General features: G+C 70.3%; 21 protein-coding genes and 4 pseudogenes. 11 read left to right on the top strand and 14 right to left on the bottom strand.

Translation table 11 applies throughout. The features are described 5' to 3' along the window. Positions 1 to 49: 49 nt before the first annotated feature. Positions 50 to 1,065: pseudogene (locus LIV37_RS49850) on the bottom strand (sugar ABC transporter substrate-binding protein). A gap of 277 nt (positions 1,066 to 1,342) precedes the next feature. On the opposite strand from LIV37_RS49850, the gene LIV37_RS49855 reads away from it, so the two are divergent. Beyond that, complete coding sequence (locus LIV37_RS49855) at positions 1,343 to 2,311, top strand: LacI family DNA-binding transcriptional regulator (protein ID WP_243146560.1); 969 nt, start codon at positions 1,343 to 1,345, stop codon at positions 2,309 to 2,311. Between the two features lie 102 nt (positions 2,312 to 2,413). Here the strand turns inward: LIV37_RS49855 and LIV37_RS52855 are convergent. Next, positions 2,414 to 2,509, bottom strand: a pseudogene (locus tag LIV37_RS52855) (sugar O-acetyltransferase); the annotation flags it as partial. 102 nt (positions 2,510 to 2,611) lie between these two features. Between LIV37_RS52855 and LIV37_RS49865 the strand changes: the two are divergent. Beyond that, positions 2,612 to 3,250 (top strand): MFS transporter, encoded by a 639-nt coding sequence (locus LIV37_RS49865; protein WP_254807168.1) that lies wholly within the window; start codon positions 2,612 to 2,614, stop codon positions 3,248 to 3,250. Here LIV37_RS49865 and LIV37_RS49870 read toward each other — a convergent pair. The 6 genes and pseudogenes from LIV37_RS49870 to LIV37_RS49895 all read right to left on the bottom strand — a co-directional run bounded on the left by LIV37_RS49870 (position 3,199) and on the right by LIV37_RS49895 (position 11,154). Next, entirely contained in the window at positions 3,199 to 4,203 is a 1,005-nt protein-coding gene (locus LIV37_RS49870; protein ID WP_121826443.1) for a glycoside hydrolase family protein, read from the bottom strand. The two genes, LIV37_RS49865 and LIV37_RS49870, sit on opposite strands and share 52 nt — an antisense overlap. Positions 4,204 to 4,279: 76 nt before the next feature. After that, positions 4,280 to 5,565 (bottom strand): annotated as a pseudogene (locus tag LIV37_RS49875) (TRAP transporter large permease). Next, positions 5,553 to 6,158, bottom strand: a complete 606-nt coding sequence (locus LIV37_RS49880; protein ID WP_020874683.1) for a hypothetical protein — start codon at positions 6,156 to 6,158, stop codon at positions 5,553 to 5,555. Before LIV37_RS49880 ends, LIV37_RS49875 begins: the two are co-directional and overlap by 13 nt. After that, a pseudogene (locus LIV37_RS49885) lies at positions 6,155 to 8,286 on the bottom strand (hydantoinase/oxoprolinase family protein). Before LIV37_RS49885 ends, LIV37_RS49880 begins: the two are co-directional and overlap by 4 nt. A gap of 84 nt (positions 8,287 to 8,370) precedes the next feature. Next, positions 8,371 to 9,969: an FAD-dependent oxidoreductase gene (locus tag LIV37_RS49890; RefSeq protein WP_020874685.1), complete on the bottom strand. Its 1,599-nt coding sequence runs from the start codon at positions 9,967 to 9,969 to the stop codon at positions 8,371 to 8,373. 78 nt (positions 9,970 to 10,047) lie between these two features. Continuing rightward, on the bottom strand, positions 10,048 to 11,154 hold the full coding sequence (locus tag LIV37_RS49895; RefSeq protein ID WP_243146512.1) for a LacI family DNA-binding transcriptional regulator: 1,107 nt from the start codon (positions 11,152 to 11,154) through the stop codon (positions 10,048 to 10,050). A gap of 273 nt (positions 11,155 to 11,427) precedes the next feature. On the opposite strand from LIV37_RS49895, the gene LIV37_RS49900 reads away from it, so the two are divergent. Next, positions 11,428 to 12,240, top strand: coding sequence for an IclR family transcriptional regulator (locus LIV37_RS49900; protein WP_020874686.1), 813 nt, complete (start codon positions 11,428 to 11,430; stop codon positions 12,238 to 12,240). Between the two features lie 40 nt (positions 12,241 to 12,280). Here LIV37_RS49900 and LIV37_RS49905 read toward each other — a convergent pair whose 3' ends face one another. Continuing rightward, entirely contained in the window at positions 12,281 to 12,574 is a 294-nt protein-coding gene (locus LIV37_RS49905; protein ID WP_254807169.1) for an MFS transporter, read from the bottom strand. Continuing rightward, a complete protein-coding gene (locus tag LIV37_RS49910) occupies positions 12,571 to 13,677 on the bottom strand; it encodes an MFS transporter (protein WP_254807170.1) in 1,107 nt (368 codons plus the stop codon). The genes LIV37_RS49905 and LIV37_RS49910 overlap by 4 nt, the downstream gene beginning before the upstream one ends. A 195-nt stretch (positions 13,678 to 13,872) precedes the next feature. Between LIV37_RS49910 and LIV37_RS52325 the strand changes: the two genes are divergently transcribed. From LIV37_RS52325 to LIV37_RS49945, 8 genes are read left to right on the top strand one after another with little or no spacing between them, the layout of a single operon-like run. Continuing rightward, positions 13,873 to 14,262 (top strand): DUF6282 family protein, encoded by a 390-nt coding sequence (locus LIV37_RS52325; RefSeq protein WP_338119182.1) that lies wholly within the window; start codon positions 13,873 to 13,875, stop codon positions 14,260 to 14,262. After that, positions 14,253 to 14,762, top strand: a complete 510-nt coding sequence (locus LIV37_RS52330; protein ID WP_338119183.1) for a DUF6282 family protein — start codon at positions 14,253 to 14,255, stop codon at positions 14,760 to 14,762. Before LIV37_RS52325 ends, LIV37_RS52330 begins: the two co-directional genes overlap by 10 nt. 16 nt (positions 14,763 to 14,778) lie before the next feature. Further along, positions 14,779 to 15,690: a cupin domain-containing protein gene (locus tag LIV37_RS49920; RefSeq protein WP_020874689.1), complete on the top strand. Its 912-nt coding sequence runs from the start codon at positions 14,779 to 14,781 to the stop codon at positions 15,688 to 15,690. Further along, entirely contained in the window at positions 15,687 to 16,475 is a 789-nt protein-coding gene (locus tag LIV37_RS49925; RefSeq protein WP_020874690.1) for an HpcH/HpaI aldolase family protein, read from the top strand. The genes LIV37_RS49920 and LIV37_RS49925 overlap by 4 nt, the downstream gene beginning before the upstream one ends. Beyond that, entirely contained in the window at positions 16,472 to 17,380 is a 909-nt protein-coding gene (locus LIV37_RS49930) for an LLM class flavin-dependent oxidoreductase (protein ID WP_020874691.1), read from the top strand. Before LIV37_RS49925 ends, LIV37_RS49930 begins: the two co-directional genes overlap by 4 nt. Beyond that, entirely contained in the window at positions 17,380 to 18,147 is a 768-nt protein-coding gene (locus LIV37_RS49935; protein WP_020874692.1) for a beta-keto acid cleavage family enzyme, read from the top strand. Before LIV37_RS49930 ends, LIV37_RS49935 begins: the two co-directional genes overlap by 1 nt. Then, the gene (locus tag LIV37_RS49940) at positions 18,144 to 18,902 is read left to right on the top strand and encodes an SDR family NAD(P)-dependent oxidoreductase (RefSeq protein ID WP_020874693.1); all 759 of its coding nucleotides are present in this window, start codon (positions 18,144 to 18,146) and stop codon (positions 18,900 to 18,902) included. Before LIV37_RS49935 ends, LIV37_RS49940 begins: the two co-directional genes overlap by 4 nt. Positions 18,903 to 18,947: 45 nt before the next feature. Next, the gene (locus LIV37_RS49945; protein WP_020874694.1) at positions 18,948 to 19,343 is read left to right on the top strand and encodes a GNAT family N-acetyltransferase; all 396 of its coding nucleotides are present in this window, start codon (positions 18,948 to 18,950) and stop codon (positions 19,341 to 19,343) included. Between the two features lie 24 nt (positions 19,344 to 19,367). On the opposite strand, the gene LIV37_RS49950 is transcribed toward LIV37_RS49945, so the two are convergent. The 4 genes from LIV37_RS49950 to LIV37_RS49965 all read right to left on the bottom strand — a co-directional run bounded on the left by LIV37_RS49950 (position 19,368) and on the right by LIV37_RS49965 (position 26,886). Continuing rightward, positions 19,368 to 21,590: a molybdopterin-containing oxidoreductase family protein gene (locus LIV37_RS49950; protein ID WP_020874695.1), complete on the bottom strand. Its 2,223-nt coding sequence runs from the start codon at positions 21,588 to 21,590 to the stop codon at positions 19,368 to 19,370. A 39-nt stretch (positions 21,591 to 21,629) separates the two neighbouring features. Continuing rightward, positions 21,630 to 23,243 carry an FAD-dependent oxidoreductase gene (locus LIV37_RS49955; protein ID WP_020874696.1) on the bottom strand — a complete coding sequence of 538 codons (1,614 nt, stop codon included), beginning with the start codon at positions 23,241 to 23,243 and terminating at the stop codon, positions 21,630 to 21,632. Next, a complete protein-coding gene (locus LIV37_RS49960) occupies positions 23,240 to 24,583 on the bottom strand; it encodes an MFS transporter (RefSeq protein WP_121826440.1) in 1,344 nt (447 codons plus the stop codon). The genes LIV37_RS49955 and LIV37_RS49960 overlap by 4 nt, the downstream gene beginning before the upstream one ends. A 161-nt stretch (positions 24,584 to 24,744) precedes the next feature. Further along, complete coding sequence (locus LIV37_RS49965) at positions 24,745 to 26,886, bottom strand: hydantoinase B/oxoprolinase family protein (protein ID WP_020874698.1); 2,142 nt, start codon at positions 26,884 to 26,886, stop codon at positions 24,745 to 24,747. Positions 26,887 to 26,895: the final 9 nt, after the last annotated feature.

The following is a 26,895-nucleotide window of genomic DNA, read 5'->3' on the forward strand; positions in this document are numbered from 1 at the left end:
GGGGAATCCCTTCGGATCGGGGGAACCTGGGTGGAGTGGGTCATGCGCGTCACCGGGTGCCCTTCGCGGCGAACTTCGCGACCGTGTCGACGTTGGACCTGTCGACGAAGGCCGGTCCGGTCAGCACCGGCTGCTCACCGCCGCCGCTGAAGTTGCCGTTGGTCCTGTGGAGCCACAGTGAGTCGATCGCCAGATAGCCCTGCAGATACGGCTGCTGGTCGACGGCGAACTGGATGTCGCCCTTCTCGATGGCGGAGACCAGTTCCTTGTTGAGGTCGAAGGTGGCGACCTTCGCCTTGCCACCGCCCTCGGACACGGCCTGTACGGCGGTGAGCGCGACGGGGGCGCCGAGCGTGATCACCTCGTCGATGGAGCCGTCCTGCTTGAGCTTGGCGTTGATCGTGGACTTCACGGACGGCATGTCGGTGCCGTTGACATAGAGGATCTCGGTCCTGCCGCGGAAGGTCTTCTTCACACCGGCGCAGCGCTCTTCGAGGTTGACGTCGCCCTGCGCCTGTATGACGCAGAGGGCGTGCTTGGCGCCGGTGCCGTTGAGCTTGGTGCCGAGCGCCTGGCCGGAGACGGACTCGTCCTGTCCGAAGAACGACAGCAGGCCCTGTTCCTTCCAGACGCCCAGACCGGCGTTGAGGCCGACGACCGGGATGCCCGCCTTCTCGGCCTTGGCGACCACCGACTTCAGGGCGTCGGGCTTGGCGAGGGTGACGGCGATGCCGTCGACCTTCTGGTTGATCGCGTTCTGCACCAGGTTGGCCTGGTCGCCCGCGTTCTCGTCGCCGGAGTAGATGAGCTTGACGTTGTCCTTGGCGGCGGCCGCCTGGGCGCCCTTGTGGACGGTGTCCCAGAAGGTGTCGCCGGCGGGCGCGTGGGTGACCAGCGCGATCGTCATCCGGGGGTGCCGGCCTTGCCCGCGGGGACGTCGGCCGCCTCCTCCTGGGCCTTCTTCCCGCCCGAGCTGCTTGAGCACCCCGCGAGGGTCAGGGCGGCCGTGGCGACGACGGCCACGACGCGCGGGGATCCGGCGGATCTCGGGGGACGGGGAGAGATATGCGGCTCATGCTGCGTGCACCTCGCTGTGCGTCGGGGAGGGGAGTGGATCACCGGCTGCCGGTGGGCGCGGACGCCACGACGGCTCCGGTCGGCGCAGCCTTTGTTGGAACGACAGGACAATTTAAAGCGCTTTAAGTCCTGGTACTATCGGCCGTGCCGCATGAGGGTGTCAAGGGTGTCGCACAAGGAGATTCGCGCCGGGGAGGTACAGGTGGAGGACGGTGATTCCGGGCGTCACCAGAACGGGACGCCCAAGCGCCCCAGACTGGAGGACGTGGCCGCGCGGGTGGGCCTGTCCACGGCATCGGTCTCCCTGGTGCTGCGGGGCGTACCCGGCCCGAGCGAACGGACCCGGCAGCGCGTCCTGAAGGCGGCCGCCGACCTCGGCTATCAGGTGGACCGCACCGCCAGCACACTGGCCAGCAGACGCAGCCGCCTGCTCGGCGTCATGGTCGACATCCACAGCCCGTTCCACGCCGAACTGGTCGAGCACCTGCACACCGCGGCCGAGGAGGTCGGCTACGACCTGGTCCTGAGCACCCTCACCCGCACCCGCGACGAACGGACCGCGGTGGACACCCTGCTGGCCTTCCGCAGCGAGGCGCTGATCCTGCTCGGCCCCACCGCACCCGCGGACGCGCTCGCCGTACTCGACAACAAGGCCCCCGTCATCACCGTCGGCCGCCGGATCGCGGACGCCGCCCTGGACGTCGTACGCACCGCTGACGACGACGGCGTGAGTCAGACCATCGATCACCTGGTCGGACTCGGTCATCGCGAGATCGTCTACGTGGACGGCGGGAAGGGTGTCATCGCCACCGACCGGCGCCGCGGCTACCGCACCGCCATGCGCCGCCACGGCCTTGGCGACCACATCCGTGTGCTCGCCGGGGACCACACCGAAGCGGCCGGCGAACGCGCCGCCCGTCACCTCCTCGACGGCGGCCGGCTGCCCACCGCGGTGGTCGCGTACAACGACCAGTGCGCCATCGGCGTCCTGGCCGCCCTCGCGCGCGCCGGAGTCGCCGTCCCGGGCGAGGTGTCCGTGGCCGGCTACGACGACGACACCCTCTCCCGGCTGAGCTGCTTCAACCTGACCACCGTCAGCCAGAGCGCCCGGGAACAGGCCCAACACGCGGTGACCGCCGCCGTGGAACGCCTCGACCAGGACCGCACCGAGCCCCGCGAGGTCGTCCTCACCCCGCGCCTCGTCGTGCGCGGCACCACGGCCGGGCGCGGATAGGGGGAGCGCGGCGCTCGACGCGGTCGTCAGCCAAGGCCGCTGGTCCTTGGGCTCAGTCGTTCCATCGTTTGCGTGCGAACGCGGCCGACCCGGTCACCAGGGTGTTGGGGGGGGAACGTCCTTCGTGACGACGGCTCCGGCGCCGACCACGGCGCCGCGTCCGATCGTGACACCGGGAAGGACCGTCACCGCCGCGCCGAGCCACGCGCCGGCTTCGACCGTGATCGGTGCCCGGGTGATGAACTCGCTCCGTTCGGAGGCGCCGCGGTCACCCTCATCCTGCAGTACGCGCAGACCCCGGTGCGCGCGGGATTCGGGTTCGGGACGTCGGCCACCGGAACGGGATTGCTGCTCGCGCCGATGGCCGTGGCGATGGTGGCGGCGGCGCCGCTGTCCACGCGGCTCGCGGCCCGCGTCGGCAGCACGGCCGCGTTCCGGGCAGGCGCGGCCCTGGCCGCGGCGACGCTCGTGGCGCTCGGCGTGGCACACGGCGCGCTGTGGCAACTCGCCCTGGCCGGGACGGCGCTCGGGGTGGCCTACGGGTTCGCGTTCGCCTCGTTGGGCGGGCTGGTCGTGAACGCGGTGCGTCCGGACCGGACAGGCGCGGCGACGGGCGTCAATACGCTGCTGCGCACGCTCGGTGGCGCGGTGGGCGCACAACTCGCGGCCGTGATCATCACCGGTTCCGCTGCCGCGACCCCCACGGAGGCCGGTTACACCATGGCCTTCCTCGCGTCGGCCGCGGTCGCCGCCGTGGCCCTCGCCCTGTCGGCCGCGCTGCCGAGGGGGCGAGGGCCGGGTGGCCGGCATCCGGTTCGATCGCCGTCGGGCTGTGCGCTGTCCGGCGAACCCGGCGGGACAGCGCACAGACGTGACGTGGGCCCCGACTACCCTCGTGCCACCGCGATCGAGCCCTTGAGCCGTTCCCCCGCCTCGTAGATCATGTACGGCACTCCGCGGTCGGTGCCGAACGACGGCGCCGCCGACCTGCCGTTCTCCGGTGGCGCGGAGCGGGAGTTGTAGAAGACGCCCAGATGGCGACGGAGCGAGAAGTCCGCCCCCACCTCGGTGATCATGAGGTCGCCGCCGCTCTCCTTGTCCTTGTTGTAGACCACATAGGCGGAACCGTTCCGCGTGAGCAGGTGGGGGCCGCCGACGTTCACCGCGCCGACGTCCGAGTGGCGCACCAGCGGAGTCTGGTCGAACTTCCAGTTCCGGCCGTCGGCGGACCAGCCCCAGCAGATGTCACGGTGGTCGGTGGTGTTTCTGTACATGAACAGCATCACATAGTGGGCTCCGCGTGACGGCAGGTTGTGGCGGAAGACCCTGGCGTACGAGGTCTCGGTGGTGCCCGACGGCATCATCGAGGCGGACAGGACGACCTTGTCGTACGTGAAGTGGACGCCGTCCTTGGAGCGGGCGAGCCGGGTCGTGGTGTTCTCGCCGTGGAAGTACAGCCAGAACTCCTTGACGTCCTCCTTCCACAGCACATGTGGTGAGGAGACATGGCTGACCGAGTAGTGCGGGGACCACTTGTTGGACACGATCGGGTTCGCCGGATACTCCGTGAACGGGCCCTCCAGCGAGTTCCCGTAGGCGAGGCAGATCCCGCCGGGCGCGTCGTGCGGCGCGTAGTAGAGGTAGTAACGGCCGAGCGGCGACGCCAGCTTGTCGTAGACGCCGCGCACGGTCGGGAAGATGATCTCGCCCGTCGGGTTGTACTTCAGCTGTGACGGCGTCAGCAGCGTCCGTACGTAAGTGTAGTCGGGGAAGCCTCCGGGCGCGGCCGACGCTCCTTGCGTCGACAGGCCGCCGAGGGTGAGCGCGGCGCCGGTGACGGCGGTCGCGCGCAGGAACATACGACGATCCGGGCCGGACTGCGGCTCTTGCATGATCGGCTCCTGAGGTCGGGTGCTGTTGAGAAGGTTGCTGAGGTTGCTGTTGAAAGGGTTGTTGGCCGGAGGGACATCACAGTTGGGTCGCGGCGGTGACACACAGGCCCCCGAGCGCCACGGCCCACACATACGGCAGCGTCCGCACCATCACCTGCTGCGGTGAGACACCCGCGTACTGGGCGGCCCACACGGTCTGGGTGCTGGTCGGGTCGGCGACGCCGAAGACCTGGTTGTACGAGGTGGCCATGCCGAGGACGGCGGTGGCCGGGTAGATACCGGTGGCGATGAGGACCCCCGCGATGCCGGCGCCGAGGCCGAAGACATTGAGCGGGCCGCGGTACAGGCACAGCGGCACCAGCACCGTGAAGACCAGGACGAACAGCACCGCGTTCTGCGGGCTGACGGCCTTGACGAGCGGTTCGAGGGCGTCGACCGCGCCGGGCAGTTTCACCGCGGCGAGCAGGATGCCGATCGCCACGAACAGCGTGATCGGGGGCGCCGCCACCTCGAAACCGCCGTACAGGGTGCGCAGCAGCCGTCGGTTCATCTCGCGCGGCGGTGTCGTCGTCACCAGCGCGTACAGCACCCCGCCAGCAGCGAGGGAATGATGGCCAGTTCGAAGCCGAGGGCCAGGACCAGCGGCACCACCGGTGTCAGCAGCGCGTACCACGGGGCGTCGCCGAGCAGCCGCCGTCGGCTGCGTGAAGTCGGCCTGCCCTCAAGAGACTTGAGCGACCAGGTGTGCTCCACGCCGCGCCGCCGCGACTCCACCAGGACATACGCGACGGCCGCCACCAGCGCGAACGGGAACAGCTTCACCATGAAGCCACGCACGGTGTCCACGGGCAGTTCCAGCGCCGTGGAGAAGAACTGCCACACCGGCAGCTCGAACGGGACACCCACCGCGATGCCCATGAGGATCGTACCGGCGGCCGTCACCTTCGGGATGCCCACCGCGATCATGGCCGGGATCCCGATGAGCCCGGCGAGCATCGCCGCGGGCGCGGACCCCGTCACCGTGCCCACGAGGGCCGACACCGCGAGGACACCGAGCGCCACGAACACCGGCCGGTCGCCGCCGAACTCCACGATCTTGCGGACCAGGGTGGCCGCGATACCGGTCTCCTCCAGGAGCTTGCCGAGCCACGAACCGAGCAGGATCGCGACCATCGTGGCCGCCAGCGCGGGCGCGCCCTCCTGGAGCACCGTGTCGAGCACGCTGTTCTTACCGGTCAGCGGCGCGCCCGCGGCGAACGCGATCGCCACGGCGAGCAGCACCAGCGCGAACGCGGTGGGCAGCCTGCGGGTGAGCATGGCGGCGACGCCCGCCGCCATGAGGAGCAGAATCACGACACCCATCGATCCGTCTCGCTTTCGGACACCTCTGGTTTTTTGGACATTGTGGCGGCCAGCGCCTCGGTGAGCAGCAGGGGGCTGCGGCCGAGGCCGCAGGCAGCGCGGGCGTAGGCATGCGCGGCGAGTTCATCGGCGCCCGCGACGTGTGCGTACAGACGACGCCGCCCGAGCCGCAGCGCGGTGTGGCCGAGCGCCCGCTTGAACTCGGCCCGGACATGCGCGTGATGGAGCCAGGCGTGCGCCCGCTCATGGGCGAGGGCCGCGGCCAGCACCGACCCCGCGGGAAACCAGTTCCGCCAGCCGAGCTCGGCGACGAGCCGTTCGGCGCGGTCGACCGTGTCGACGTACACCTCGACCACCGGCGGCCGCGAGCGGTACCGGGCCAGCAGCCCGGCGGCGAGCCCGCCGTCCCGCTCGACCACCCGGACCGGCACCGGACCGGGACTCATCCGGCGTCCGAACTCCTCGGCCGCCCCGGCCCATCGGCGCAGGACCAGCGGATCGCGCCCCTCGTGCGTGGGCGTCCCCGCGAGCAGCCGCACGGCGAGGTCCAGATCGTGGTCGCGGCCCAGGTCGAGGCCGTGGTCGCCGCTCATGCGCGGGACTCCACGACCGCGACCACCGGCTCGTCGGCCGCGCGGGTACGCAACTCGCTGCGGGCCAGCGCGAGCAGCGCTTCGGGTTCGAGCACCCCGGACAGATCCGCGATCCGGCCGCCCACCAGCAGGCGCACCGCGGGCGCCCGCACCCCGCCGTCGCCGTACGAGGTGGACTCCCGCACCAGCGAGGCGAGCACCTCGCCGGACGCGCCCACGGTCGTCGTCCGCACCCGGGCGTCGGACACCCCGAGCCGCACCACCCCGTCCGCGTCCACGACCCGCACCGGCTGCCGCCCCGCCCGCAGCCGGCGCCGCACCTCCGTGCCGTACACCGTGTACGCGTCCGTGCCGGCCAGGATCCTCACCCGGGCCTCCTGCGCCCTGAGGCTGGCGGCGGCCGCCCGCAGCCGCTCGGCGTCATCGGCGCGGTGTGCGCGGTCCCGTGTGCGCAGCTCGGTCGCGCCGGTGGCGACGGCCCGTACGGTGCTGGTCTGCGGGTCGACCGTCACCTCGACCTCCACCCCGTCGGCCGCGGCGCCCTGCGCGACGACCGCCCGCTCGGCCTCGGCACGCACGGCGAGGATGTGCTCCTGGGTGGCGCCGGGATGATCCGCTCGACCTGTTCGCGGACCAGCGCGAGCGCCACCCCGATCGGGCTGATGACCTCGTGGTGACGGGCGACGCGCCCTTCCAGACCGGTGGCCCGGGCCAGCTGCGGGGTCACCGCCGCCGCTCCGCCGCCCCCGCCCACCAGGACGGCGGTGTCCCGGCCGAGCCGGTAGTCGCGGATCATCGTGTCCACGACCGCCCGCACCGACGCGGTCCCCGCGTCCAGCACGGCCCGCGCCGCGCCCGCCACATCCATGCCGAGCAGGGCGGCGAGCGGGGCGAGTGCCGCCCGCGCCACCTCCGGGTCGCAGCGCGCGAAGTCGCCCTCGGGGACCCGGCCGAGCGCGTTCGCCGCGCACGTCATCGTCACGGCGAACCGGCCGCCCGCCGCGTCCAGGACCACATGGTCGTCGGCGTCGCCGTCCATCGGCCGCACCGTCGTGACCTTCGCGTCCCGCAGCTCGTCGAGCGAGGCGAAACAGGCGTAGGGGAGCCCGGCGATGTGCGCGCTGCGCGGACCGACGCCCGTGACCTTCCCCCCGGAGACCCGCACCATGGACCCGCCGCCGACACCGACGGTGCGCACATCCAGGGCGTTGAGATACGACGCCCTGCCGAGGATCGTCGCGTGCCGCACCGCCACCTTGCCGCGGCGCACCACACTGATGTCCGTCGACGTGCCACCCGTCTCCAGGAACACCCCCTCGCTGATCCGCTCCCGCATCAGCGCCCCCGCCACACCCGCCGCCGGCCCCGAAAGGACCGTCAGCAGCGGGCGGCGCCGCATCTCGGCCAGCGACATGACACCGCCGTCGCACCGCATCACCATCAGCGGCGCCGTGACCCCGGCCTTGGTGATGGAGGAGTCGACGAGATCGGCCGTGGCCAGCATGCGCGGCAGGATCGCCGCGTTCACCACGGCGGTACGGGTCCGCTTGTGCAGCCCGTACAGCGATGTGATCTCGTGTGCCGCCGCGACCGGCAGCCCCGTGGACCGCGCCACGTCGAGCACGGCCTGCTCCCCTTCGGGCCGGTCCACCCCGAACGGCTCAGTGGCGACGATGACTTGGGCGCCCTCCTCCTGTACGCGGGTCACGGCCGCCCGCACCGCGTCGCTGTCGAACGGGTCCGCCACATGCGCGTACACCAGCGGAAGGCGTTTGCCCGGGGCGACCTCCAGCTTCCCGAAGGCGGCGAGGCGCCGGGTGAACACGGCACCCGCCCCGGTGCCGATCCCGATGAGCCCGACCTTCGCCACGTCGCCCTCCAGGAGTGCGTTCGTGGCCTGGGTCGTGCCGTGCGCCAGGAACGTGACGTCGGCCGGGGTGCGCCCGGCCTGTTCGAGGAGACGGCCGAGCGCCTGGACGATGCCGTGTGCGACGCCGTCCTCGTGGTGGTGGCTGGTGGGCACTTTCACCTGGCCCACCAGTTCGAGCGTCGCGGCGTCGACGGCCACGGCGTCCGTGAACGTGCCGCCCACGTCGATACCGACGCGGACGCGACGGTCAGGGGACATGTCAGGCACCTCCTTGTGCGTTGACGTGCGTAAGTTGCCGAAGGGGGGCCGGTCGAAGGGGGAGACCGGCCGAAACGGGACCTGTCAGTAGCCGCGGACGTCGGGCCAGCTCCTCTGCACGCCCGCCCGGTCCAGCAGTCGCGCGAACTCCTCGAACCGCTTGTCGTCCGCCTGCACCTGGTGCGGCTCCACGTCCTCGGCCAGGCAGTGCGCGGCGAGCGCGCCCGCCACCTCGCCGACGTTCCACTCCACGGGGTGCAGGCGGTAGCAGCCGTTGGTGATGTGCGTCGTGCCGATGTTCTTGCCGGCGGGCAGCAGGTTCCGCACCCGGCGCGGCACCATCGCGCCCAGCGGGATCTCGAACGGCACCGAGCCGATGTCGATGTAGGTGTCGCCGCCGGTCGAGGGGTGCAGATCGATGCGATAGCCCCCGACGCCGACCGAGTCCCGGTAGTGCTTGGTGCCGTACGGGCCCACGACGTCGATGGCGACGTCCTGCTCGACGACGGTCGTCACCGCCTTGACGCGCCGCGACTCGCGTACGTAGGCCGCCTTGGCGAGTCCATCCGCCGTGCCCGTCACATCGGGGCGGATGCGCAGCCCGGGGAACCCGGTGCCGCCGTCCGCGCGCGGCGCCTCGGTCTGCAGCCAGTACAGGACGGACAGCGACAACTGCCGTGCCTCACGCAGCGCTTCGGCCTCCTGCCCGATGAAGGGCTTCAGCCAGTAGTCGTTCAGGGGCCAGTTGACCAGCGTGATGTCCGAGTCGAAGGCCCCGGGCCGGTGCAGCTTGCGGGCCAGGATCCGGCGGAAACCCCACAGCTCCTTGTCCCCGGCGTCCGCGCTCTGGTCCGCGCTGACATCCAGCGGATCCAGCTCGGGATTGGGCACGAACGTGCGCGGGACGGACTCCAGCGTCCGCGGGTCGGGAGCCTCGAACCCGAGCAGTGGCCCCGGCCAGAATTCGGGGCGGTAGGCGCGCCAGAAGTCATAAGTCCCGGGCCGGTCGATGGTGTGGTCCTCGCCCTCGTGGTGGGAGAGCGCGAAGCACACCGTGATGCCCTGCTGGTTGCCGGGCTGGGCCTGGGCGGGGGCGTGCGGCTCCCCGAACTCGGCGTGCGACTCGGCCCCGCTCCCGTGCTCCACACCGGCCAGTTCGAGCAGCTCTCCGGTCTCGGTGGCGTCGATGACGTAGGGGGCGGCGACGGTGCGCAGGGCGCCGCCGCGCAGGTCCCGTACCGTGACGGCCGTGATGGCATCGTTGTCGTGCTCGGCGGAGACGGCCCGGTGCTCGGTCAGGACGGTCAGCAGCCCGGAGGCCCGGTGGGGCGCGAGCATCGCCTCCAGGACGGCGAGCGCGACGCGCGGTTCATGGCACAGTTTGCTGACGCGCCCGGCGCCCGGGTTGAGTTCGGTGAGCCCGAGTGCCTCGCCCCGCAGCGGATACCACTGGCGGTAGTAGGCCCGGATGCCTTCGCGCAGGGCCCGGTACGTCGCCGTCGTGCCGAACCGCTCCACCCACGGGTGCTCGTCCGGCGGCACGGCCTGCGCCGTCAACTGCCCACCGATCCAGTCGGTCTCCTCGGTCATCACCACGCGCCGGCCCGCGCGGCAGGCGGCGAGTGCGGCGGCGACGCCGCCGAGGCCGCCACCGACGATCAGGATGTCTGGCTGGGGTATCACCGTGCTCCTCGTGGTCGTGACTGAACTTCGTTCCATGGCCCGGTGCCGCACCGGGGCCGGTCGCTGCGGGTCCGGTCGCTACGGTGGCGGGACGGGCGGGCCCGCCGTCTCGCCCGCACGGAACTCGCAGGCCACCAACGGCTCCCGCGCCTCCTCACCGGCCACCAGCGCGGCGAGCAGCCGGACGGCCGCGGCGCCGAGCCGGTGCCGGGGTATGTCGAACCCCATCGGCACGGGCCGGGCGGCGAGGTCGGCGGGCGGGCTCCCGAGCAGCCCCAGCGAGACGTCGCCCGGGCAGCCGAGCCCGGCCTCCCGGACGGCGGTGTTCAGCGCCCGCCACGCCGCCCCCGTGTCGGTCTCCTCGGCCACGAACGCGGTCACCCCGTCCGCGACCAGGGCCCGCACCCGCCGCGCGGTCAGCTCACGCGCCGGACCGGCGCAGCGCAGCACCGCGCCGGGGCCGCCCGCGATGCCCGCCGCCGCCAGGCCGTCAAGGAAGCCCCGCTGGCGGTCGGTGGACGGGGGCGCGTCGTCGTCCTCCCGAACGAGCACGATCCGCCGGTGCCCCAACTCGGCCAGGTGGGTGACGACTTCACGGCTGGCGCTGACATAGTCGGCGCCGACCCAGGCCAGCCCCTCCAACTCCTCGCGGCGGCCCAGATGCACCACCGGAAACCCGTCGGCGACGAGCCGCTTCAGTTCGGCGCGCGGTACGTGCCGGCCGAGGAAGAGGCACCCGTCGGCCAGCCGGACCCGGCTCAGCGCGTCCGGTCCCGCGGCGCCCGCGCCACCGGTGCTCGACCCGGTGAACAGCACCAGGTCGTAGCCCCGGGCGGCCGCCTCCTGCTCCACGCCCACCAGGAACGGGTAGTACGAGTGCTGTACATCGGTCGGGAAAGTGGCGGTGAAGCTGAAGACGCCCAGCAGGTTGTTGCTGGCCGCCGCCAGCCGCCGGGCCGCCGGGTCCGGTACGTAGCCGAGACTGCGGGCCGCGTCGAGGACGCGCTGCCGGGTCTCCTCGGAGATCGCGGCGGCTCTGCCGTCGCCGCGCGCCGACAGGACCAGTGACACCGTCGCCTGCGACACCCCGGCGAGCCCGGCCACCTCGGCCTGCCGCGGCCGTGACGTACGGCTCGCGGGACCGGGATTCCGTCCCGGTTTCGCCCGCTTCTTCGGCTGATCCACCCCTGGCGTCCCCTCGCTCACCGATCCGTTAATGCGCATTACTAATGCGCATTAACGAACTCTGGCGTGAGCTTCACCCACCGTCAAGAGTCAGGACGGAACCATTCCCACGGGACGCACCACCCCACGGAGCACTCGGCGGTCACCGTCGCGCCGTGCCGACGCCCGGTCGGGCGGGCCGTGGCGGATCAGCCGACTCGGGTAGTCTGACCATCAGGTTCACTTCGTGAACATGCGTATCAGCCCCTCGACCACCATCCGGCGGAGGCTCCCATGAGCAAGTCGACGAGGCCCTCCGATGCCGCGGCCGCGCGCGCGGACCGGGGCGACCAAGCCGATATCCAGGCGGTGAGCAGGGTCAGCCAGATCCTGTCGCTGTTCGAGCCCGCCACTCCGGAAGTGACCGCCGTCGAGGTCGCCGAGCGGCTCGGCCTGAACCGCACCACCGCATACCGGTACTGCACCTCCCTCGTCGCGGCGGGGCTGCTCGAGCGCAATGCCGAGGGCAGCTATGTGCCCGGTGGTCTGCTGCTGCAACTCGGCGCCTTCGCCATCGGCCACCGCAGTGTCATCAACCTCGCCCCGCGCCATATGAGGGCGCTCGCACGCGCCACCCAGACGACCGTGGTGCTCAGCCTCTGGGGCCTCACCGGGCCGGTGGTCTCCCGGGTCGAGGAGAACATCTCCGCCGTGGTCGTGGTGTCCGTACGGGTGGGCAGTCATCTGCCGCTGGATTCGGCGCAGAGCAAGGTCTTCCTCGCGTACCACGCCGACCAGCTGTCCATGGAACGGCTGATGGCGAATCTGTCGGGCCAGGCGCGGGAGGAACTGCGCGCCGGCGTCGAGCGGGTGCGCACCGTGGGCCACTGCTCCGCGATGAGCACTCCCGGTGTCGTCGCGGTGGGGGCGCCCGTGTTCGACGAGGACGGCATCTGTGCCACGATCGCGATCGTCGGCCCGGACAACACCCTGTCGATGTCCGACGACGCCCCCGAGCTGAGTGTCGTCGTCGACACCGCGCGTGCGCTCACCCACGAACTCGGCGGCCACTACCGGCCCGACGACCTCGGCCGGCGGGCGGTGTAGGGCCGCCGCGGGCGGCACGGGGCCGGGCCGGGTGGCCGGGTCAGGCCAGTTTCGGGATCGTGCTGTCGTCGGCCATGTCGACGTCCCTGGTCTCCGGGCCGAGGAAGCCACCGAACGCGATCAGTGCGCCGGCGAGCGCGATCAGGACTGCCGGGGCGAGGTGCGAGGGCATGGCGCCGTCGAATTGCCGCAGATAGAACTGGTAGAACGCCGGCGCGATGAGCGCGAGGCTGTACCCGACGCCATAGCCCGTGGAGCGGATGCTCGCCGGGAACCGCTCGGTCAGATACGCGGCGATCGGGCCGAACGTGCCGACGGTGAAGACGCCGATCATGACGCCCAGCCGAGGGCCGCGCCCAGGCCACCGCCGGAAACCATCAGCAGCGCGTATGAACCGGCGCCGATCACCATGACCGACAGACCGTAGCCGATGTAGAACCGCCGCCTGCCGATGCGCTGGGAGAGCAGTCCGAAGAGGGGGTAGGACAGCGCGGCGGCGGCGTTGATGACGAGCATGGTCAGCGTGACCTGCTTGCTCGACAGCAGAAGGTGTTCCTTGAGCTGCCCGGGGGTCACGGCGGCCTCCATGTTGGTGGCCAGCCAGGTGCCGGTCATCAGCACGAACACCTGGGCCAGCGATTTCGGGTAGCGCACCAGCAGCCGTACCAACGGCAGTTTGTGGCGCTTCCCGGTGTACTCGGGCGGCGGCTCGTGCACCTGCGTGAGGTAGTAACGGAACAACAGGGCCGCCAGCAGCGCGCCGGCCACGAAGGGTATCCGCCAGCCCCACTGCACGTAAGCGCTGTGCAGTCCGGTGGACGGCAGCGCTTGCAGCAACAGCAGGGTGAGCGCGGCGATCATCGCGTACGCGGCGGGGGAGGTCGAGGTGATGAGCGAGGCGTTGAGGCCGCGCTTGTGCCGTGGGCTCCACTCCATCGCCAGGGGCACCGCGGTGGTGTACTCACCGCCGAGGAAGATCCCGTCGATGAATCTCAGCGCGATCAGCAGGCCGACCGACCATGTCCCGATCGTCTCGTGGCCCGGCAGACACGCGGTGATCAGCGTGATGACGCCGAAGCCGCCGACCGCGACGAGCGTGGTGCGCTTGCGCCCGACCGTGTCGGCGAAGTGGCCGAAGATGATCGCGCCGAGCGGGCGGCCGATGAGCGTCGACGCGAACACCAGCGATGCGAGCAGGGCCGTGGTGCTCGCGCTCAGCCGCGCCGACTGGAAGTAGTCCGTAGCGGGCGCGAGCACCACGATCGGCAGATAGATGTCGAACTGGTCGACGAAGTAGGCGAACGCCCCGCCGCGCACCGCGGCGCGCGCCTTGGCGGTGTCCGGGCCGTGCGGGGTGTCCGGGCCGTGCGGGGTGTTCGGGCGAGCGTCGTCGTCCAAGGCCGCCGACTGCTGCTCTGCGGGGGGCAGTGGGGACATCGCGTCCTCCGGATCGGTTGCTGGCTGCCCGCAGCTCTGAGGTGCCACATGCGGCGCGTTGCGAACTGCGTGTTCACGAAGCGAACTGTCGACCACCCTAAAGTTGTGACTTGCGTCGCACAAGACTGCTGCAAGGGGTTGACTCGCGGTCTACAGTGAAACGTGAATTCACAATGCGAACCGAGGTGGTCTCCTATGAGGGAACGTCCTGCCGTCGCCGCCGTCCTGGACGGACTGGTCGACATGCATGTCCACTCCGGCCCCAGCCCGTTTCCCCGCCGCTTCGACCACGTCGAAGCCGCGCACGACGGTGCCCGGATCGGGATGCGCGCCATGGTCGCGAAGTCCCACCACCACAACACCCAAATGGACATCCTGGCGATGAAGGGACGCCTGGCCGGGGTCGCCGCGTCCGCCTACGGCGGCATCGCGCTCAACAGCACCGTCGGCGGTCTCAATGTGCACGCGGTGCGCATGTGTCTGCGCATGGGCGGCAAGGTCGTCTGGTTCCCGACCATCTCCTCGGGCCGGCACATCGACTGCCACCCGAGGACGGGGCGTTCCCGACCACCACCGTGCCCCTGACCCTGGAACGCATCGACATCGTCGACGAGAGTGGTGAACTCAAGCCCGAGGCGGCCGAGATACTCGACGAGATCAAGGAGCAGGAGGCCGTCGTCAACGGCGGCCATATGTACCCCGAGTACATCCGCACGCTGTTCCGGGCCGCGAAGGACCGCGGCATGACGCGGATGGTCGTCAGCCACCCCGACTATGTGATCGGCGCCGACCCCGACCTGTGCCGCGAGCTCATCGCACTCGGCGCGTTCATCGAGCACGAGGTCGGCATGTACGACCCCGAGGGGACACAGAAAAGGGATCCGAAGCGGCTGCTGACCTGGATCGAGGCGCTCGGCCCCGAGCACACCGTACTGGCCTCGGACTTCGGGCAGGCGATCAACCCGAAACCGGTGGACGCGTGGTTGCGGGTCGCCGGGGCACTGCTCGACCTCGGCCTGCCGGAGAAGGACCTGCGGCGCATGACCCGCGACAACCCGGCCTATCTGCTCAACCTCGACAGCTGAGCGAAAGGACACCACGGTGTACGAAAAGGACGACCCCCGCTCCTCCCTCGCGACGGCGACCGCGCCACGGCCGGACAGCGGTGCCGCGATAGCCGCCGCGCAGTACTTCGATCTGCACCGCCTCGCCCCGCCCGGCGCCGCGACACCGGACGCCCGTACCGCGGTCGTCCGCGCTCAGAACGTGGTGCTGGTGCACACCGAGGCGCGGGCCGGTGACGACCTCGACAACGGGACGCTCGACGGTGAACTCGCCGTGGTGGTCACCGGCGCCTCTCCCGCCTTCACGGTGGTCACCGGCGACGGCGGCGGCACCCGCATCGACGCGCCCGGGCTCGTCGTGGTCCCACCCGGTGGTTCGCGGATCAGTGCGCACGGCGACGGCCCGCTGATCCGCCTGGTCGAGGCAGGTGAACCGGTGTGGCGGGACCGGGCCGCCAACGCCGGGGCCTACGCGGAGGACCACCCGCGCGTCGCACCGCTGGAGCGGTGGCCGGAGCCCGTCGGCGGACCCGCCGTGCGGTTCTACCCGCTGGCCGAGGTGCCGGACGACCCGGCACGGTTCGGCCGCATCTTCCGCACCCGGTCGTTCATGGTCAACTTCCTGCCCGAACTGGACGGTCCGCGCGACCCGCGCAAGCTCTCACCGCACACCCACGACGACTTCGAGCAGCTGTCGCTGGCCGTGCGGGGCCAGTATGTGCACCACATCCGCACCCCCTGGCTGAGCGACAGCTCCCAGTGGCGCGACGACGAGCATGTGCGGCTCGGCAGCCCGTCCCTCGCGATCATTCCGCCGCCCACCGTGCACACCTCCGAAGCCGGCGATCCCGATGTGAACCAGCTGATCGACATCTTCAGCCCACCACGCGCCGACTTCTCGGAGAAACCCGGCTGGGTGCTCAACGCCGACGACTACCCGATGCCATGAGCGCGCCACGACGCACAGGCGCCGGGCTGTTCGCACCGGACCGCGCCACCACCCCGCTCGGCACCTGGCTGAAGATCGCCTCGGGCGAGCCGGCCGAGATCATGGCGTACGCCGGGTTCGACTTCGTCGTGATCGACCTGGAGCACGCGCCGCTGGACCTCCAGACCGCGTACCGGCTGATCAACTCGGCCGCCGCGCTGGGCATGGTGCCCCTGGTGCGGGTGCCGGACAAGACGGCCTCGACGATCCAGAAGATCCTCGACGCGGGGGCCATGGGCATCCTCGTGCCGCACGTCGACACCGTCGAGGAGGCCGCCGCCGTCGGGCGGGCGTGCCGGTTTCCGCCCCACGGTGTGCGCGGCGCCGGCGGCACCAGCCGTGCCGGAGCGTGGGGGCTGCGCCCCGGCGCCGACTACCTGGCCACCGGGAACGACGACGTGCTGTGCATCCCACAGCTCGAGAGCGCCGAGGCCATCAAGGCCGCGCCGCGGATACTGGCCCTCGACTCCGTCGACGCGGTGTTCGTGGGCGCCGCGGACCTTTCGATGTCGATGGGTTCCACCCCGGCCTCGCCGGAGGTGCTCGAACTGATCGCCTCCGCGCAGGAAGCCGCGCACACCGCGGGCAAGCGCTGCGGGCTCGCGTTCGGCGGCGCGCCCGAGCGCGCCGCGCGGGCGGTGCGCGACGGCTGCGACTTCGTCCTGCTCAGCAATGACACATCGATGCTGGCGGAGACCGCGCGCGGGCTGGTCACGGCGTTCCGCGAAGCGGACGGTCACCGATGACGCTCTCCTTGCCGCGCTCGGCGCTGTCGATCGCCGAACTGGACGACCTCGACCACGAGGGAGCGGTGCGCTTCCTCCGCGTACTGGAAGAGGCCGGTCACCCGATGGTCTGGATCCCCGAGGTCGCCGGGCGCGAAGCGTTCACCACCGCCGCGCTCGCGCTCGGTTCCACACGGCGGATGGTCGTGGGCAACGGCGTGGCCCGGGCGCTCGAACGGGTGCCGAAGTCCGCGGCCTCGGCGGCGCGGGACCTCGCCGCCGGCCATCCGGGGCGCTATGTGCTGGGGCTCGGGGTCAGCGGCGCGGTCCGCGAGCGGGGTGTCGGCCCGTTGCCGTTCCTCCGCCACTACCTCGACGAGGTCGACGCGACCATCGCCCGGCGCGGCGGTGGCCGGGCGGCGGTGCCGAGGGTGCTCGGCGCGTACTCGCCCGGGATCACCCGCCTCGCCGCCGAACGCGCCGACGGCCTCATCACCTTCCTCGTCACACCGGAGCACACCCGCTGGGCGCGCGAGACGATCGGGGACGACCTGTTCCTGTCGGTCGTCCAGTGGGCGGTGGTGGGCCGCGACCGTGCCGCCGCCCGCGAGGTGGCACGCGGGCGTCTCGGCTACTACCTGACGCTGCCGCACCAGATCGCGAAGCTGACCCGGCTCGGGTTCACCGAGGCCGACCTCGCCCCGCCCGGGTCCGACCGGCTCGTCGACGCCCTCGTCGTCAGCGGCACGCCGGAGCAGGTGCGCCAGGCGGTACGGCGGCAGTACGACGCGGGCGCCACCCAGGTCGCCATCAGCCTGGTCGGCCCGCTCGACGACGCCAAGCTCGACGCCTACCGGGCGCTCGCCCCCGCACACCAACCGGACGACGGGAGAGGACACATGACCACCACCGGGGAGGACAACTGATGCGGGCGGCCGAGAAGGTCATCATCACCACCGCGGTCACGGGCTCCGCGCGGACCGACGCCGTCATCAACATCACCACCGGTGGTTCGCCGGCGATGACGATGGAGCAGCGCCTGGCCGCGGCCGTCCGGCTCCGGCCCGAGCTCGCGTCGATGAACATGGGCTCGATGAACTTCGTGTACTCGGGGATGGCAGACCGGGTGACCGACTGGAAGCACGACTGGGAGAGGCCCCACGTGCTCACGTCCTACTCCCGCCCGTTCATCAACACCTTCGAGGCCATCGAACACGCCTTGCGCACGCTCGGCGAATCCGGCACCCGGTTCGAGTACGAGTGCTACGACATCGGACACCTCTACTCGCTCGCCCACTTCGCCGAAAGGGGCCTGGCCAAACCACCCCTGCTGATCCAGGGCGTGTTCGGCGTGCTCGGCGGCATCGGTGCCGATCACGAGAACCTGGACCACATGGTGCGCATCGCGGACAAGCTCTTCGGCGACGACTACTCCTTCTCCGCCTTCGCGGCCGGCCGCGACCAGATGCGGTTCGCCACCCACAGCGCCCTGCTCGGCGGCCATGTGCGCGTGGGGCTCGAGGACAGCCTGTGGATCGGCAAGGGGCGGCTCGCGGAGAGCAACGCCCAGCAGGTCAGGAAGATCCGCTCCCTCGTCGAGGACGCGGACCGACAGATCGCCACACCTGCCGAGGCCCGGGCGACGCTCGCGCTGCGCGGCGGCACGGACATCGACAGGAGCACGGTCTCATGAGCACTCCGCCACTCGCCGGCAAAGTCATCCTCCTCGTCGGGGCGAGCGCGGGAATCGGAGCCGACGCCGCGCGCGTCCTCGCGGAGGACGGCGCCGCGCTCATGCTCGTCGCACGCACCGAGGAACCGCTCGCCGTGCTCACGGAGGAACTCGCCTCCGCCGGACACGACGTGGCCTACACGACCGGAGACGTCTCCGACGTGGCGAGCGTGACCCGGTTCGTCGACGCCACCGTCGCACGCTTCGGCCGCCTCGACGGGGCCTTCAACAACGCGGCGATGACCCAGGGCGGGCGCCTCGACGCCGTCCCGGAAGCGGACTTCGACCGGATCATGGCCGTGAACGTGAAGGGCACCTGGCTGTGCGTCCGCGAAGAAGTGCGCGTCATGGAACCGCGGGGCTTCGGCTCGATCGTCAACGTGAGCAGCATCGGCGGTCTCCGCGGCAGCTCCGGCATGGGCGCGTACCAGGCCACCAAACACGCGGTCATCGGCCTGACCCGCACCGCCGCCCATGACTTCGGACCCCTCGGAATCCGGGTGAACGCGCTGGCCCCCGGCCCGACCGAGACCCCGATGCTCGCCGAGACACGGCGCGCGATCCCCGGCGGCGTGGAGGCCCGGATCGCGGCCACCCCCTTGCGCAAGGTCGGCACGGGCCGGGAGGTCGGAGCGAGCGCGGCATTCCTCCTGAGCGACCGCGCGAGCCACATCAGCGGAGCCGTCCTGCCGATCGACGGCGGGCTCTGCGCCTGAACCACCCGGAACCCCTGTGCCTGCGCGGGTGGCTAGGATCGCGGCATGACGATCACGTATGAGTGGCGAGGTGATGTCGACAATGTGGCCATTGACGCCTTGCACGCCGAGGGTTTCGACCATCCCCCTCTGAAAGCCGACTGGCTCGCCCAACTGCGTCGGCACAGTCTGGGCTGGGTCTGCGCACGCGAAGAAGACCGCCTCGTCGGATTCGTCAATGTCGCCTGGGACGGCGGCGTCCATGCCTTCATCCTCGACACCGTCGTGGCCCGCGGGGACCGGGGGAGCGGAATCGGCACAGCGCTCGTCGCGGCGGCGGCGGAAGGCGCCCGCGCCGCTGATTGCGAATGGCTGCACGTTGACTTCGACGACGAGCTGGAGTCCTTCTACTTCGACTCCTGCGGGTTCAAGCAGACGAAGGCGGGACTGATCGCTCTTTGAAACCAGTGGCTCCCAGAACCGCTGTCAGTTCCCGCGGGCGCGCCCCGCAGCGGTGCGCCGTGGCGGTTCCACCGGATGGACCGTGATCCGGATGTTCGCCATCTGAGGCTGTCCCGTGTAAGGGTCGCGCGGGAAATCGACGGCGTTGAGCCGGCTCACCGGGGTCCCGGACACCCGCACGTCGAGGTCGGTGTCCGGGGCCTCGCCGAAGCAATGCGCCATCGAGGCGGTACCCGTCATGACGGACGCGTCCCCTTTCACCAGCGCACGGACCTTGCCGGCCTCGGAAACCACGTCGACCTCGTCGTCGTCTTCGAGTCCGAGGTTCGCCATGTCCTCGGGGTTCATGAACAGAGGGTTGTTGGTGATTCCCCGGTTGATCCGGTCGAGGTTGTAGGAGGAGTTGACCTGGATCATACGGCGGTTCAGCAGGCGGAGCCCGTCCCGCGCCTGCCCGGCTTCCCCGCCCTGGTAGTCCGCGAGCGCCTGCATCATCTCCGCGCTCCCGACGCGGAGCCGGCCCTGCCAGCCCTCTTCCTTGGGCAGCACGGCGACCGGTTCCTCGGGGTCGAAGACCCCACCGTGGGGATGGCCCTTGACGGTCTCCAGGGGGACGCGCGCCCGCTGCGTCCACAACTCGATGATCTCGTCATGGGTGGGCCGGCGGCTCATGTCCAGCTTGGGCAGTGGCTGCTCGCCCTGCGCAGGCGGGCCGATCCGGAAGGGGGAGCGTGGCGCCCATGAGATCTGGAGACCGAGCCGCTTCGCGATCTCGAAGAAAACCTCCCACTCTTCCAGCAGGTCCGAGCCAGGAGGCCGCTCGACCACGGCCGGTGTGTACTGTGCCCAGGACGCCGAGTGCCCGGTGTAGCCGTTGGCATAGCCCACCGTTGCCGAACTCGCGGTCTGTATTCCGGGTATCTCCAGACACATCGTCGAGGCGAAGACGTAATGTGACCGCCTGGCGGTCTGCGACATCCTCACATCGAAGCTGACCAGCAGGTCCAGCGCGTCCATCGACCGCACGGTCCGCTCCTGGCCGGGGAAGGCGACGACCGGGTTCCCGCCGAGATTGAACAGTGCTCTCACCCGCCCCTCGCCTTCGAAAAGGATCTCGTCGGCGAGGTCCGCGGTCGGCAGACCGGCGAGCGAGTCCCTGCGTCCCGTCGCCCGCAGTGTCTCGCCGAAGCCGTACGCCGTAACGGGAGGTGACGCCTGTGCGCGGAACATCGGTCGCGGAGCCAGTGGACCTGTTGCCGCGACCACCTCGCCCTCGCGCAGATAGTGTCCGCAGATCGTGTCCAGAGCCAGGATCAGGTACTCGAGCAGGGTTCCGCGGGCCGCGGACATGTTCCCGCCGGTGCCGGCCACGGCGTAACCGCGCCGCGCCGTGCCGAACCAGCGCGCGGCCGTGACGATGTCCTCCGCCGCGATCCCCGCCCGGCGCGCCACGTAGTCGGGGGTGAATGGCCGTACGGCAGCGGTGAGGGCCGCGAGGCCGTCGACGTTCTCGGCCACGAAACCGCGGTCGTGGAGCTCCTCCGCCAAGATCACGTGGAGCAGGCCCGCGACGACGGCGACGTCCTCGCCGGGCGCCGGCTGCAAGTGCAATGAGGACAACCGGGCCGTCTCGGTCCTCCTCGGGTCGACGGTGATCGTGTGCCCGCCGCGCTCCTCGACCTCGCGCAGCAGGTCGCGAGGCACCCCGGCCGGGACACCCTTGTAGGAGATGAGCGGGTTGATGCCGATCCAGAGGATGACCTCGGGCCGGTCGAAGGCCTGGGCCGGCGCCATCCAGTACCCGTGCAGGCCGGCGGCGACGTGCTTGCCGGGCTGGTCGATCGTGTTCGCGCTGAAGAGCATCGGCGAACCCAGCTCCTCCAGCAGGGAGCGTCCCATCCCGTAGGCGGGTGGGCTTTGGACCGACTGGGTGCCGCAGTAGAGGGCGATGCTGCGCGGCCCGTGTTCGGCGACCAACCGCTCCACGGCCACCGTCACCTCATCGAGGGCCTGCTCTGACGAGATCGGCACGAAGCTCCCGTCCGGGAGCCGTTTCATGGGCCGCAGCAGCCGCGAAGGATCGTTGAGCAACTGGGGGAGGAAGCGGCCTCGGCGGCAACTGTAGCCGCGGTAGAGGGGCGCATCGGGGTCCCCGCTGACCTGGACGGCGCGGCCCTCCTCCACATCGACCAGAACGGGGCAGCGGTTCGCGCACAGCCGGCAGGTGGAATGGCGCCGATCGCGCACGGGCCTGCGAGACGTTCCCAAGGCTTTCGCCCCCTTCGGTCACGGTGTCCTGGCGATGGCGATCATGTCGTCCACGGCGGTGAATTTCTTCCGGGGAGTTCCACAGCGGAGCCCCCGGTCTTCCTCGGCCCGGCGGATCCGCGACCATCCCGCGAAGTCGACGTAGTCGAGCCGGCGTGCGGCGACGAGCTCCGTGAAGGATTCGGGCCCGGTATCCCGCGACTCGGGCGAGACGACATCGAGCAACGTCGAGACCGTCTCGAGGGAACATCGCTTGTTGCTTCCGATCACGCCCGTGGGACCTCGTTTGATCCAGCCCGCGCAGAAGAACCCCGGGTCCCCGTCGTGAATGATCTGTCCCCTGACATGGGGGATGGTTCCCGAAGCCTCGTCGAAGGGGAGGCCGGGCACGGCGCGGCCCCGATATCCCACGGCCTTGAGGACGAGGTTCGTGGCGATGGTCTCGGTCTGCCCCGTGGGGCGGAGCCTGACACCGGAGACGTCCCGGTCGAGTTCGTTCCGCATGAACGTGACCGACTCGACGCGGGCGGAGCCGTTTATTGTCAACGGCGAGAGCAGATAACGCAGATGGACCGTCCGGGGAGCCGACGCCCTGTCATTCGATGACATGTCTTTGACGAGCCGAAGCGCGAGATCGTCGGGTGCGGCATCGCAGGCGTCGCTCACCTCGTGGTGCTCGGTGCGCACGCGCACTCCGTCGAGCTGTGTGAGCGCGAGAAGTTCCGGAAGCGTGTACGCGGCGTGTTCCGGTCCGCGTCGGCCGGCGACGATCACCTCCTTGATGCCGCTCGCCCGCAACGCGGCCAGCGCGTGAGCCGCCATATCGGTGTGGGCGAGCTCCCCGGTGTCGCGTACCACCATGCGGGCCACGTCGAGCCCCACGTTGCCGTTGCCGATCACGAGGGCTCGTGGTCCGGTGAAGTCGAAGGCCGTCGACACGAAGTCGGGGTGTGCGTTGTACCAGCCGACGAACTCGCGGGCGGAGTGACAGCCGGGCAAGTCCTCGCCGGGGATGCCCAGTTCCCGGTCGCCGGGTGCTCCCGCCGCCCAGATGACCGCGTCGTGATGTGCCCGGAGCTCGTCGAGGCCGACGTGCTCGCCGACGGTCACGTTGAAGTAGCACGAAACGGAGGGATGTGACAGGACCGAGTCGAAGTAGGTGGCGACCTTCTTGGTGGCCTGGTGGTCCGGCGCCACCCCGGCGCGCAGGAGACCGTGTGGTGTCGGCAGGCGGTCGATCATCGAAATACGGGCCGTGCTGTGCTCCAGCAGAGCGGCTGCCGCGTAGCAGCCGGCGGGTCCCGCCCCGACGATGGCGACCCGCAACGGTGTGTCCACGAACCGGGGGGCCGGCCGGGGCGGGACCCGAAGAGGGGGGTTGCCGGAGAAATGGCGTTCGTTGATCTCCACATAGGGCAACTCGGCGGCGGTGATCTCAAGGTCCGTCCGAACCGCGTCCGCCGGGCACGCGTCCAGGCACGCCCCGCAGTCGATGCACGCCCGTGGGTCGACGTAGAGCTGTTCGGCCCTGGCGAATCCCGGCTCGTCCGGGGTGGGGTGGATGCAGTCGACCGGGCACACCGGTACGCAGCTCGCGTCGTTGCAGCAACCGTGGACGATGAGATGGGTCATGACGCCGGTGCCGGCGACGGACGTTTTGCCGGCTCCTCCGTGCTCGGCCTCTTCATGGTCGCGAGGGTGATCAGCCCGATGGCCGTGGCTACGAACATGAGGAAGGCCGGGGCCGAGTCCATGCCGGTGGCGGTGACGAGGAGTCCCGCCACGACGGGCGATATCCCGGCCCCGAGAACGGCCCCCAGGTTCCAGCCGAGCGCCGACCCCGAATACCGCACCGCGGGCGGGAACAGACTGACGAATGTGGGGTACACCGCTGCCTGGAGTGCGTAGTTGCAGGCGGCGGCCGCGAGGTAGAGGAGTCCGATGACGGCCATGTTGTGGACCAGGCCCATGAGCAGAATCGCCGGATAGATGATCAGCGAGCAGGCGATGAACATGATGCCCACACTTCGTCTGCTGCCGAACGTATCCACGGCCCAGCCGCCGAGCGAGAAGGCCGGGAGTGCCAGGAGCAGGACGACCGCGGACAGCCAGAACACGTTCTGCTGCGCCATCTGCAGCACCTGGGTGAGGTAGACGTTCATGTAGACCACCACGAGGACCGCAGGCACACTCGCCGCCGTATTGAGCGCGAACACATGGAGCAGCGGCACCTTGTGCTCCTGGACGACGCGCCGCAGCGGGAACCTTTCGAGCCGGGACTTCGCCGCCAGCTGCCGGAACTCGGCGGAGTCCTCGAGCCGCAGCCGCAGCCGCAGCGAGAGGAGCAGGAGCGGAATCGCCAGCAGGAAGGGGATCCGCCAGCCCCAGGCCGACATCGCTTCGGTACCGACGACGAGCGCGGTGGTTCCCACGGTGATGGGCGCGAGCACGGCCCCCACCCCTGAGCCCAGCGTGCCGATGGAGATCAGGTGGCCACGCTTGCGGCCTTCCGACACTTCCCAGAGATAGGTCGCAGCCCCGATCAGCTCCCCACCAGCGGCGAAACCCTGCACGATGCGCGCGACGACGAGCAGCGCGGGAGCGAGCAGGCCGGCCGTCGCGTACGCCGGAACGAGGCCCATCAGAGCCGTCGCGAGGCCCATGATGAGCACCGTGAGCAAGAGCGCGTCCCGGCGGCCGCGGCGATCGCCCAGCCAGCCGAAGAAGACCCCTCCGAGCGGCCGCGCGACGAATCCCGTTCCGTACACCGCCAGCACCGCCAACGTGGACGTGGCGGGATTGTGCGTCGGGAAGAACCGCGGCGCCATCGTGACGGTGAGGAACGCGTAGACGAGGAAGTCGTAGTACTCGATCATGGACCCGGTAAACCCTGCGACGCCGGCACGACGCCGCAGCTCACGACTCGGGCCCTGCGGCCGCGTGTCGCCGGATGTCGACTCTGTCGTGGTCATGGGGCTCCCAATTCGCGCGGGGGAGGAGTGGTCTTTCGGTTCGGCGGAGCTCGATCGGCCGCGAATCGAGTACGGACGCGGACTGCCGCCGGGCAGAGGGCGGTATCGCGGGCCTTGCGTCCGTGCGGCGCAGGCACCGGCACCGGCCGGTGCGGAAGGCTTCAGGAGACGGTGGTCCCGGCCCAATGCCCGGGGCGGCTCGAGATGCTGCAGCCGCTTCCTCGCGGTACGGCTTCGGTGAACAACGCCCGGCCCGTGGCCGGGTCCAGGTACGAACGCACCGTTACCTCCGGGCCGGATCCCGCCAACGTCCCCTCGAGGATCGCGCAGCCCTCGAACCACATTCCCGGAGCGGAGGTGAGAACGGTCCCGCTCTCCAGGACGACTGCTTTCCCCTCATACCCCACCACCCCGGGGTACAGGGGCACCGTCGCCTCCGCCGTCAGCTCGGCCGGGTCCACCTTCTCGATATCGGCCGGCCCGCCCGTCGCGTGTGCGAGGCGCTGAGCTCGCCTGCGATCACGCTCGCCGGCGGTCGCCTCCTGGTCGACTTCGCCCGCCTGGGTCACGACCACGGCGTATGTCGTGAACGCCTCCTCGGCTTCGTACACGAAGTCGTTCACATCCCGCACCACATCGGCCGGATCCCGCTCCAGCGGGTCGCCGACTCCGCCGCCGGACGCACACCGGAGAGTGAATTCCTCACCGTCGGCGATCGACACGTCCGCTTGGTCCATGCCGAGCCGGCGAACGGTCCCGTCCTTGCCCGTGTGCAGGAGTTCGGTCAGGTCGCCGATGGACCCGCCGACGATGCCCGACATGGGGATGTGGCCATGCATGCCCAGCATCTGGCCTGTGGCCGACGGCACACCGCGGGGCCTGACGCGGAATTCGATGCCCCGCCCCGAACGCCAGCGGCCCGCACCACCCGTTCCCCGTCGCAGCGACCGGGACACGACCTGGATGGGATGCAGGTCCTCGAGTATCTCGACGTCCGAGATCAAAGCGGGAATACCCGAACCGTCGAGCCCCACCGTGGGCACGTGGTACGGGCTGCAGTCGACGCCGTCATGGCCCCAGCCGGCCGACGCGCCGACGAGCGCGCCTTCCATGAACGCCCAGCCGTCGAAGCCCCCGTCCGGTGCGGGAGCGGCCCATGTGCTCAGGCCGATGGCGCCATACGCCCCCGGAGCGTTGACCTCCGCGCCGAGTCGCGGCTCCTTGGCGCTCCATGCCGCGAGCTGAACGCATTGCATCATCATGGTGCCCGCACTGAACGCGACATGCATGTGTCCGCAACCCAACGGTGCGGGAGCAGCTGCGTGCGTGATGCTCGACTCGGGGCATGTGACCGTGATGGGGGGCACGACGCCCTCGTTGTAGGGGAGATCCGGCATGAACTGGGGGCAGAAGTAACTGAGGAAGGCGCTGAGGATGATGTAGGGCTGCGAATTGATGAAGAAGGGCACCTGAGGGTGGCTGCCGTCGAAGTCGAAGTGCAGTTCTCCCGCTGAGATCGTCAGAGTGCAGGGGACCGGCAGTAGTTCACCACGCCATTCGACCCAGCTCTTCGAGACGTACACACCCTCCGGAAGCGACTTGATCTTACGAACGAGCTCGGCCTCGGAGAGCCGCCGAAGTGCCTGAACGCCGCTTCTCCACGAGTCGAGCCCCACACTCTCGATCAGGGTGACGGACTTCTCGTACGCCACGTGCGCTGCCGCGGTCAGGCTGCGCATGTCCATTTCGACCACGTCCGGCATACGCACGTTGGTGAGTACCAGACCCCATACGTCTTCGCACTCCTCGCCGGCGGCGAAAAGCCGCACCGGAGGAACGCGAAATGCCTCCTCGTAACACGAGGTGGCATTCGGAGCGAACGATCCGAACACGGCGCCGCCCATGTCGATCATGTGGGCTGACATGCAGATCCAGCTGCACAGTTCGCGCTCTGCGTAGATCGGGCGGCAAATGAAGACGTCAGAGGGGTGGAGACCGCCGCCCTGGTACGGGTCATTGACGAGGAAGACGTCACCATCCACCACCGAATCGCCGTACTTCGTCAGGATGGCCCGCACCGACCTCGTCGCGGCGAGCCAGTGCAGTGAGATGAACCCGCCGCCGACGATGAGTGAGCCGTCCGCCGACAGCAGCGTTGCTGAGAAATCCTTGCCCTCAGTCGTGATCGGACTGATCGCGGTGCGGTACACCGCGTCCGCGGCGTCGTTGGCAACCGCCTGCAAACGAGATCGGAGAATCTCCAGTTCGATCGGGTCGAAGTCAAAGTCCGTGGGTTGCGCCATGGTTCCTCG

This window comes from Streptomyces rapamycinicus NRRL 5491 (assembly GCF_024298965.1).
GTDB classification, from domain to species: domain Bacteria; phylum Actinomycetota; class Actinomycetes; order Streptomycetales; family Streptomycetaceae; genus Streptomyces; species Streptomyces rapamycinicus.

Excerpts from the sequence above, each read along its gene's own strand:
- LIV37_RS49910 (WP_254807170.1), bottom strand. The coding sequence starts at position 13,677 with ATGTCCCCACTGCCCCCCGCAGAGCAGCAGTCGGCGGCCTTGGACGAC.
- LIV37_RS49965 (WP_020874698.1), bottom strand. The coding sequence starts at position 26,886 with ATGGCGCAACCCACGGACTTTGACTTCGACCCGATCGAACTGGAGATT.
- LIV37_RS49945 (WP_020874694.1), top strand. The coding sequence starts at position 18,948 with ATGACGATCACGTATGAGTGGCGAGGTGATGTCGACAATGTGGCCATT.
- LIV37_RS52325 (WP_338119182.1), top strand. The coding sequence starts at position 13,873 with ATGAGGGAACGTCCTGCCGTCGCCGCCGTCCTGGACGGACTGGTCGAC.
- LIV37_RS49925 (WP_020874690.1), top strand. The coding sequence starts at position 15,687 with ATGAGCGCGCCACGACGCACAGGCGCCGGGCTGTTCGCACCGGACCGC.
- LIV37_RS49870 (WP_121826443.1), bottom strand. The coding sequence starts at position 4,203 with ATGCAAGAGCCGCAGTCCGGCCCGGATCGTCGTATGTTCCTGCGCGCG.
- LIV37_RS49900 (WP_020874686.1), top strand. The coding sequence starts at position 11,428 with ATGAGCAAGTCGACGAGGCCCTCCGATGCCGCGGCCGCGCGCGCGGAC.
- LIV37_RS49880 (WP_020874683.1), bottom strand. The coding sequence starts at position 6,158 with ATGAGCGGCGACCACGGCCTCGACCTGGGCCGCGACCACGATCTGGAC.
- LIV37_RS49960 (WP_121826440.1), bottom strand. The coding sequence starts at position 24,583 with ATGACCACGACAGAGTCGACATCCGGCGACACGCGGCCGCAGGGCCCG.
- LIV37_RS49935 (WP_020874692.1), top strand. The coding sequence starts at position 17,380 with ATGCGGGCGGCCGAGAAGGTCATCATCACCACCGCGGTCACGGGCTCC.
- LIV37_RS49955 (WP_020874696.1), bottom strand. The coding sequence starts at position 23,243 with ATGACCCATCTCATCGTCCACGGTTGCTGCAACGACGCGAGCTGCGTA.
- LIV37_RS49930 (WP_020874691.1), top strand. The coding sequence starts at position 16,472 with ATGACGCTCTCCTTGCCGCGCTCGGCGCTGTCGATCGCCGAACTGGAC.
- LIV37_RS49940 (WP_020874693.1), top strand. The coding sequence starts at position 18,144 with ATGAGCACTCCGCCACTCGCCGGCAAAGTCATCCTCCTCGTCGGGGCG.
- LIV37_RS49905 (WP_254807169.1), bottom strand. The coding sequence starts at position 12,574 with ATGATCGGCGTCTTCACCGTCGGCACGTTCGGCCCGATCGCCGCGTAT.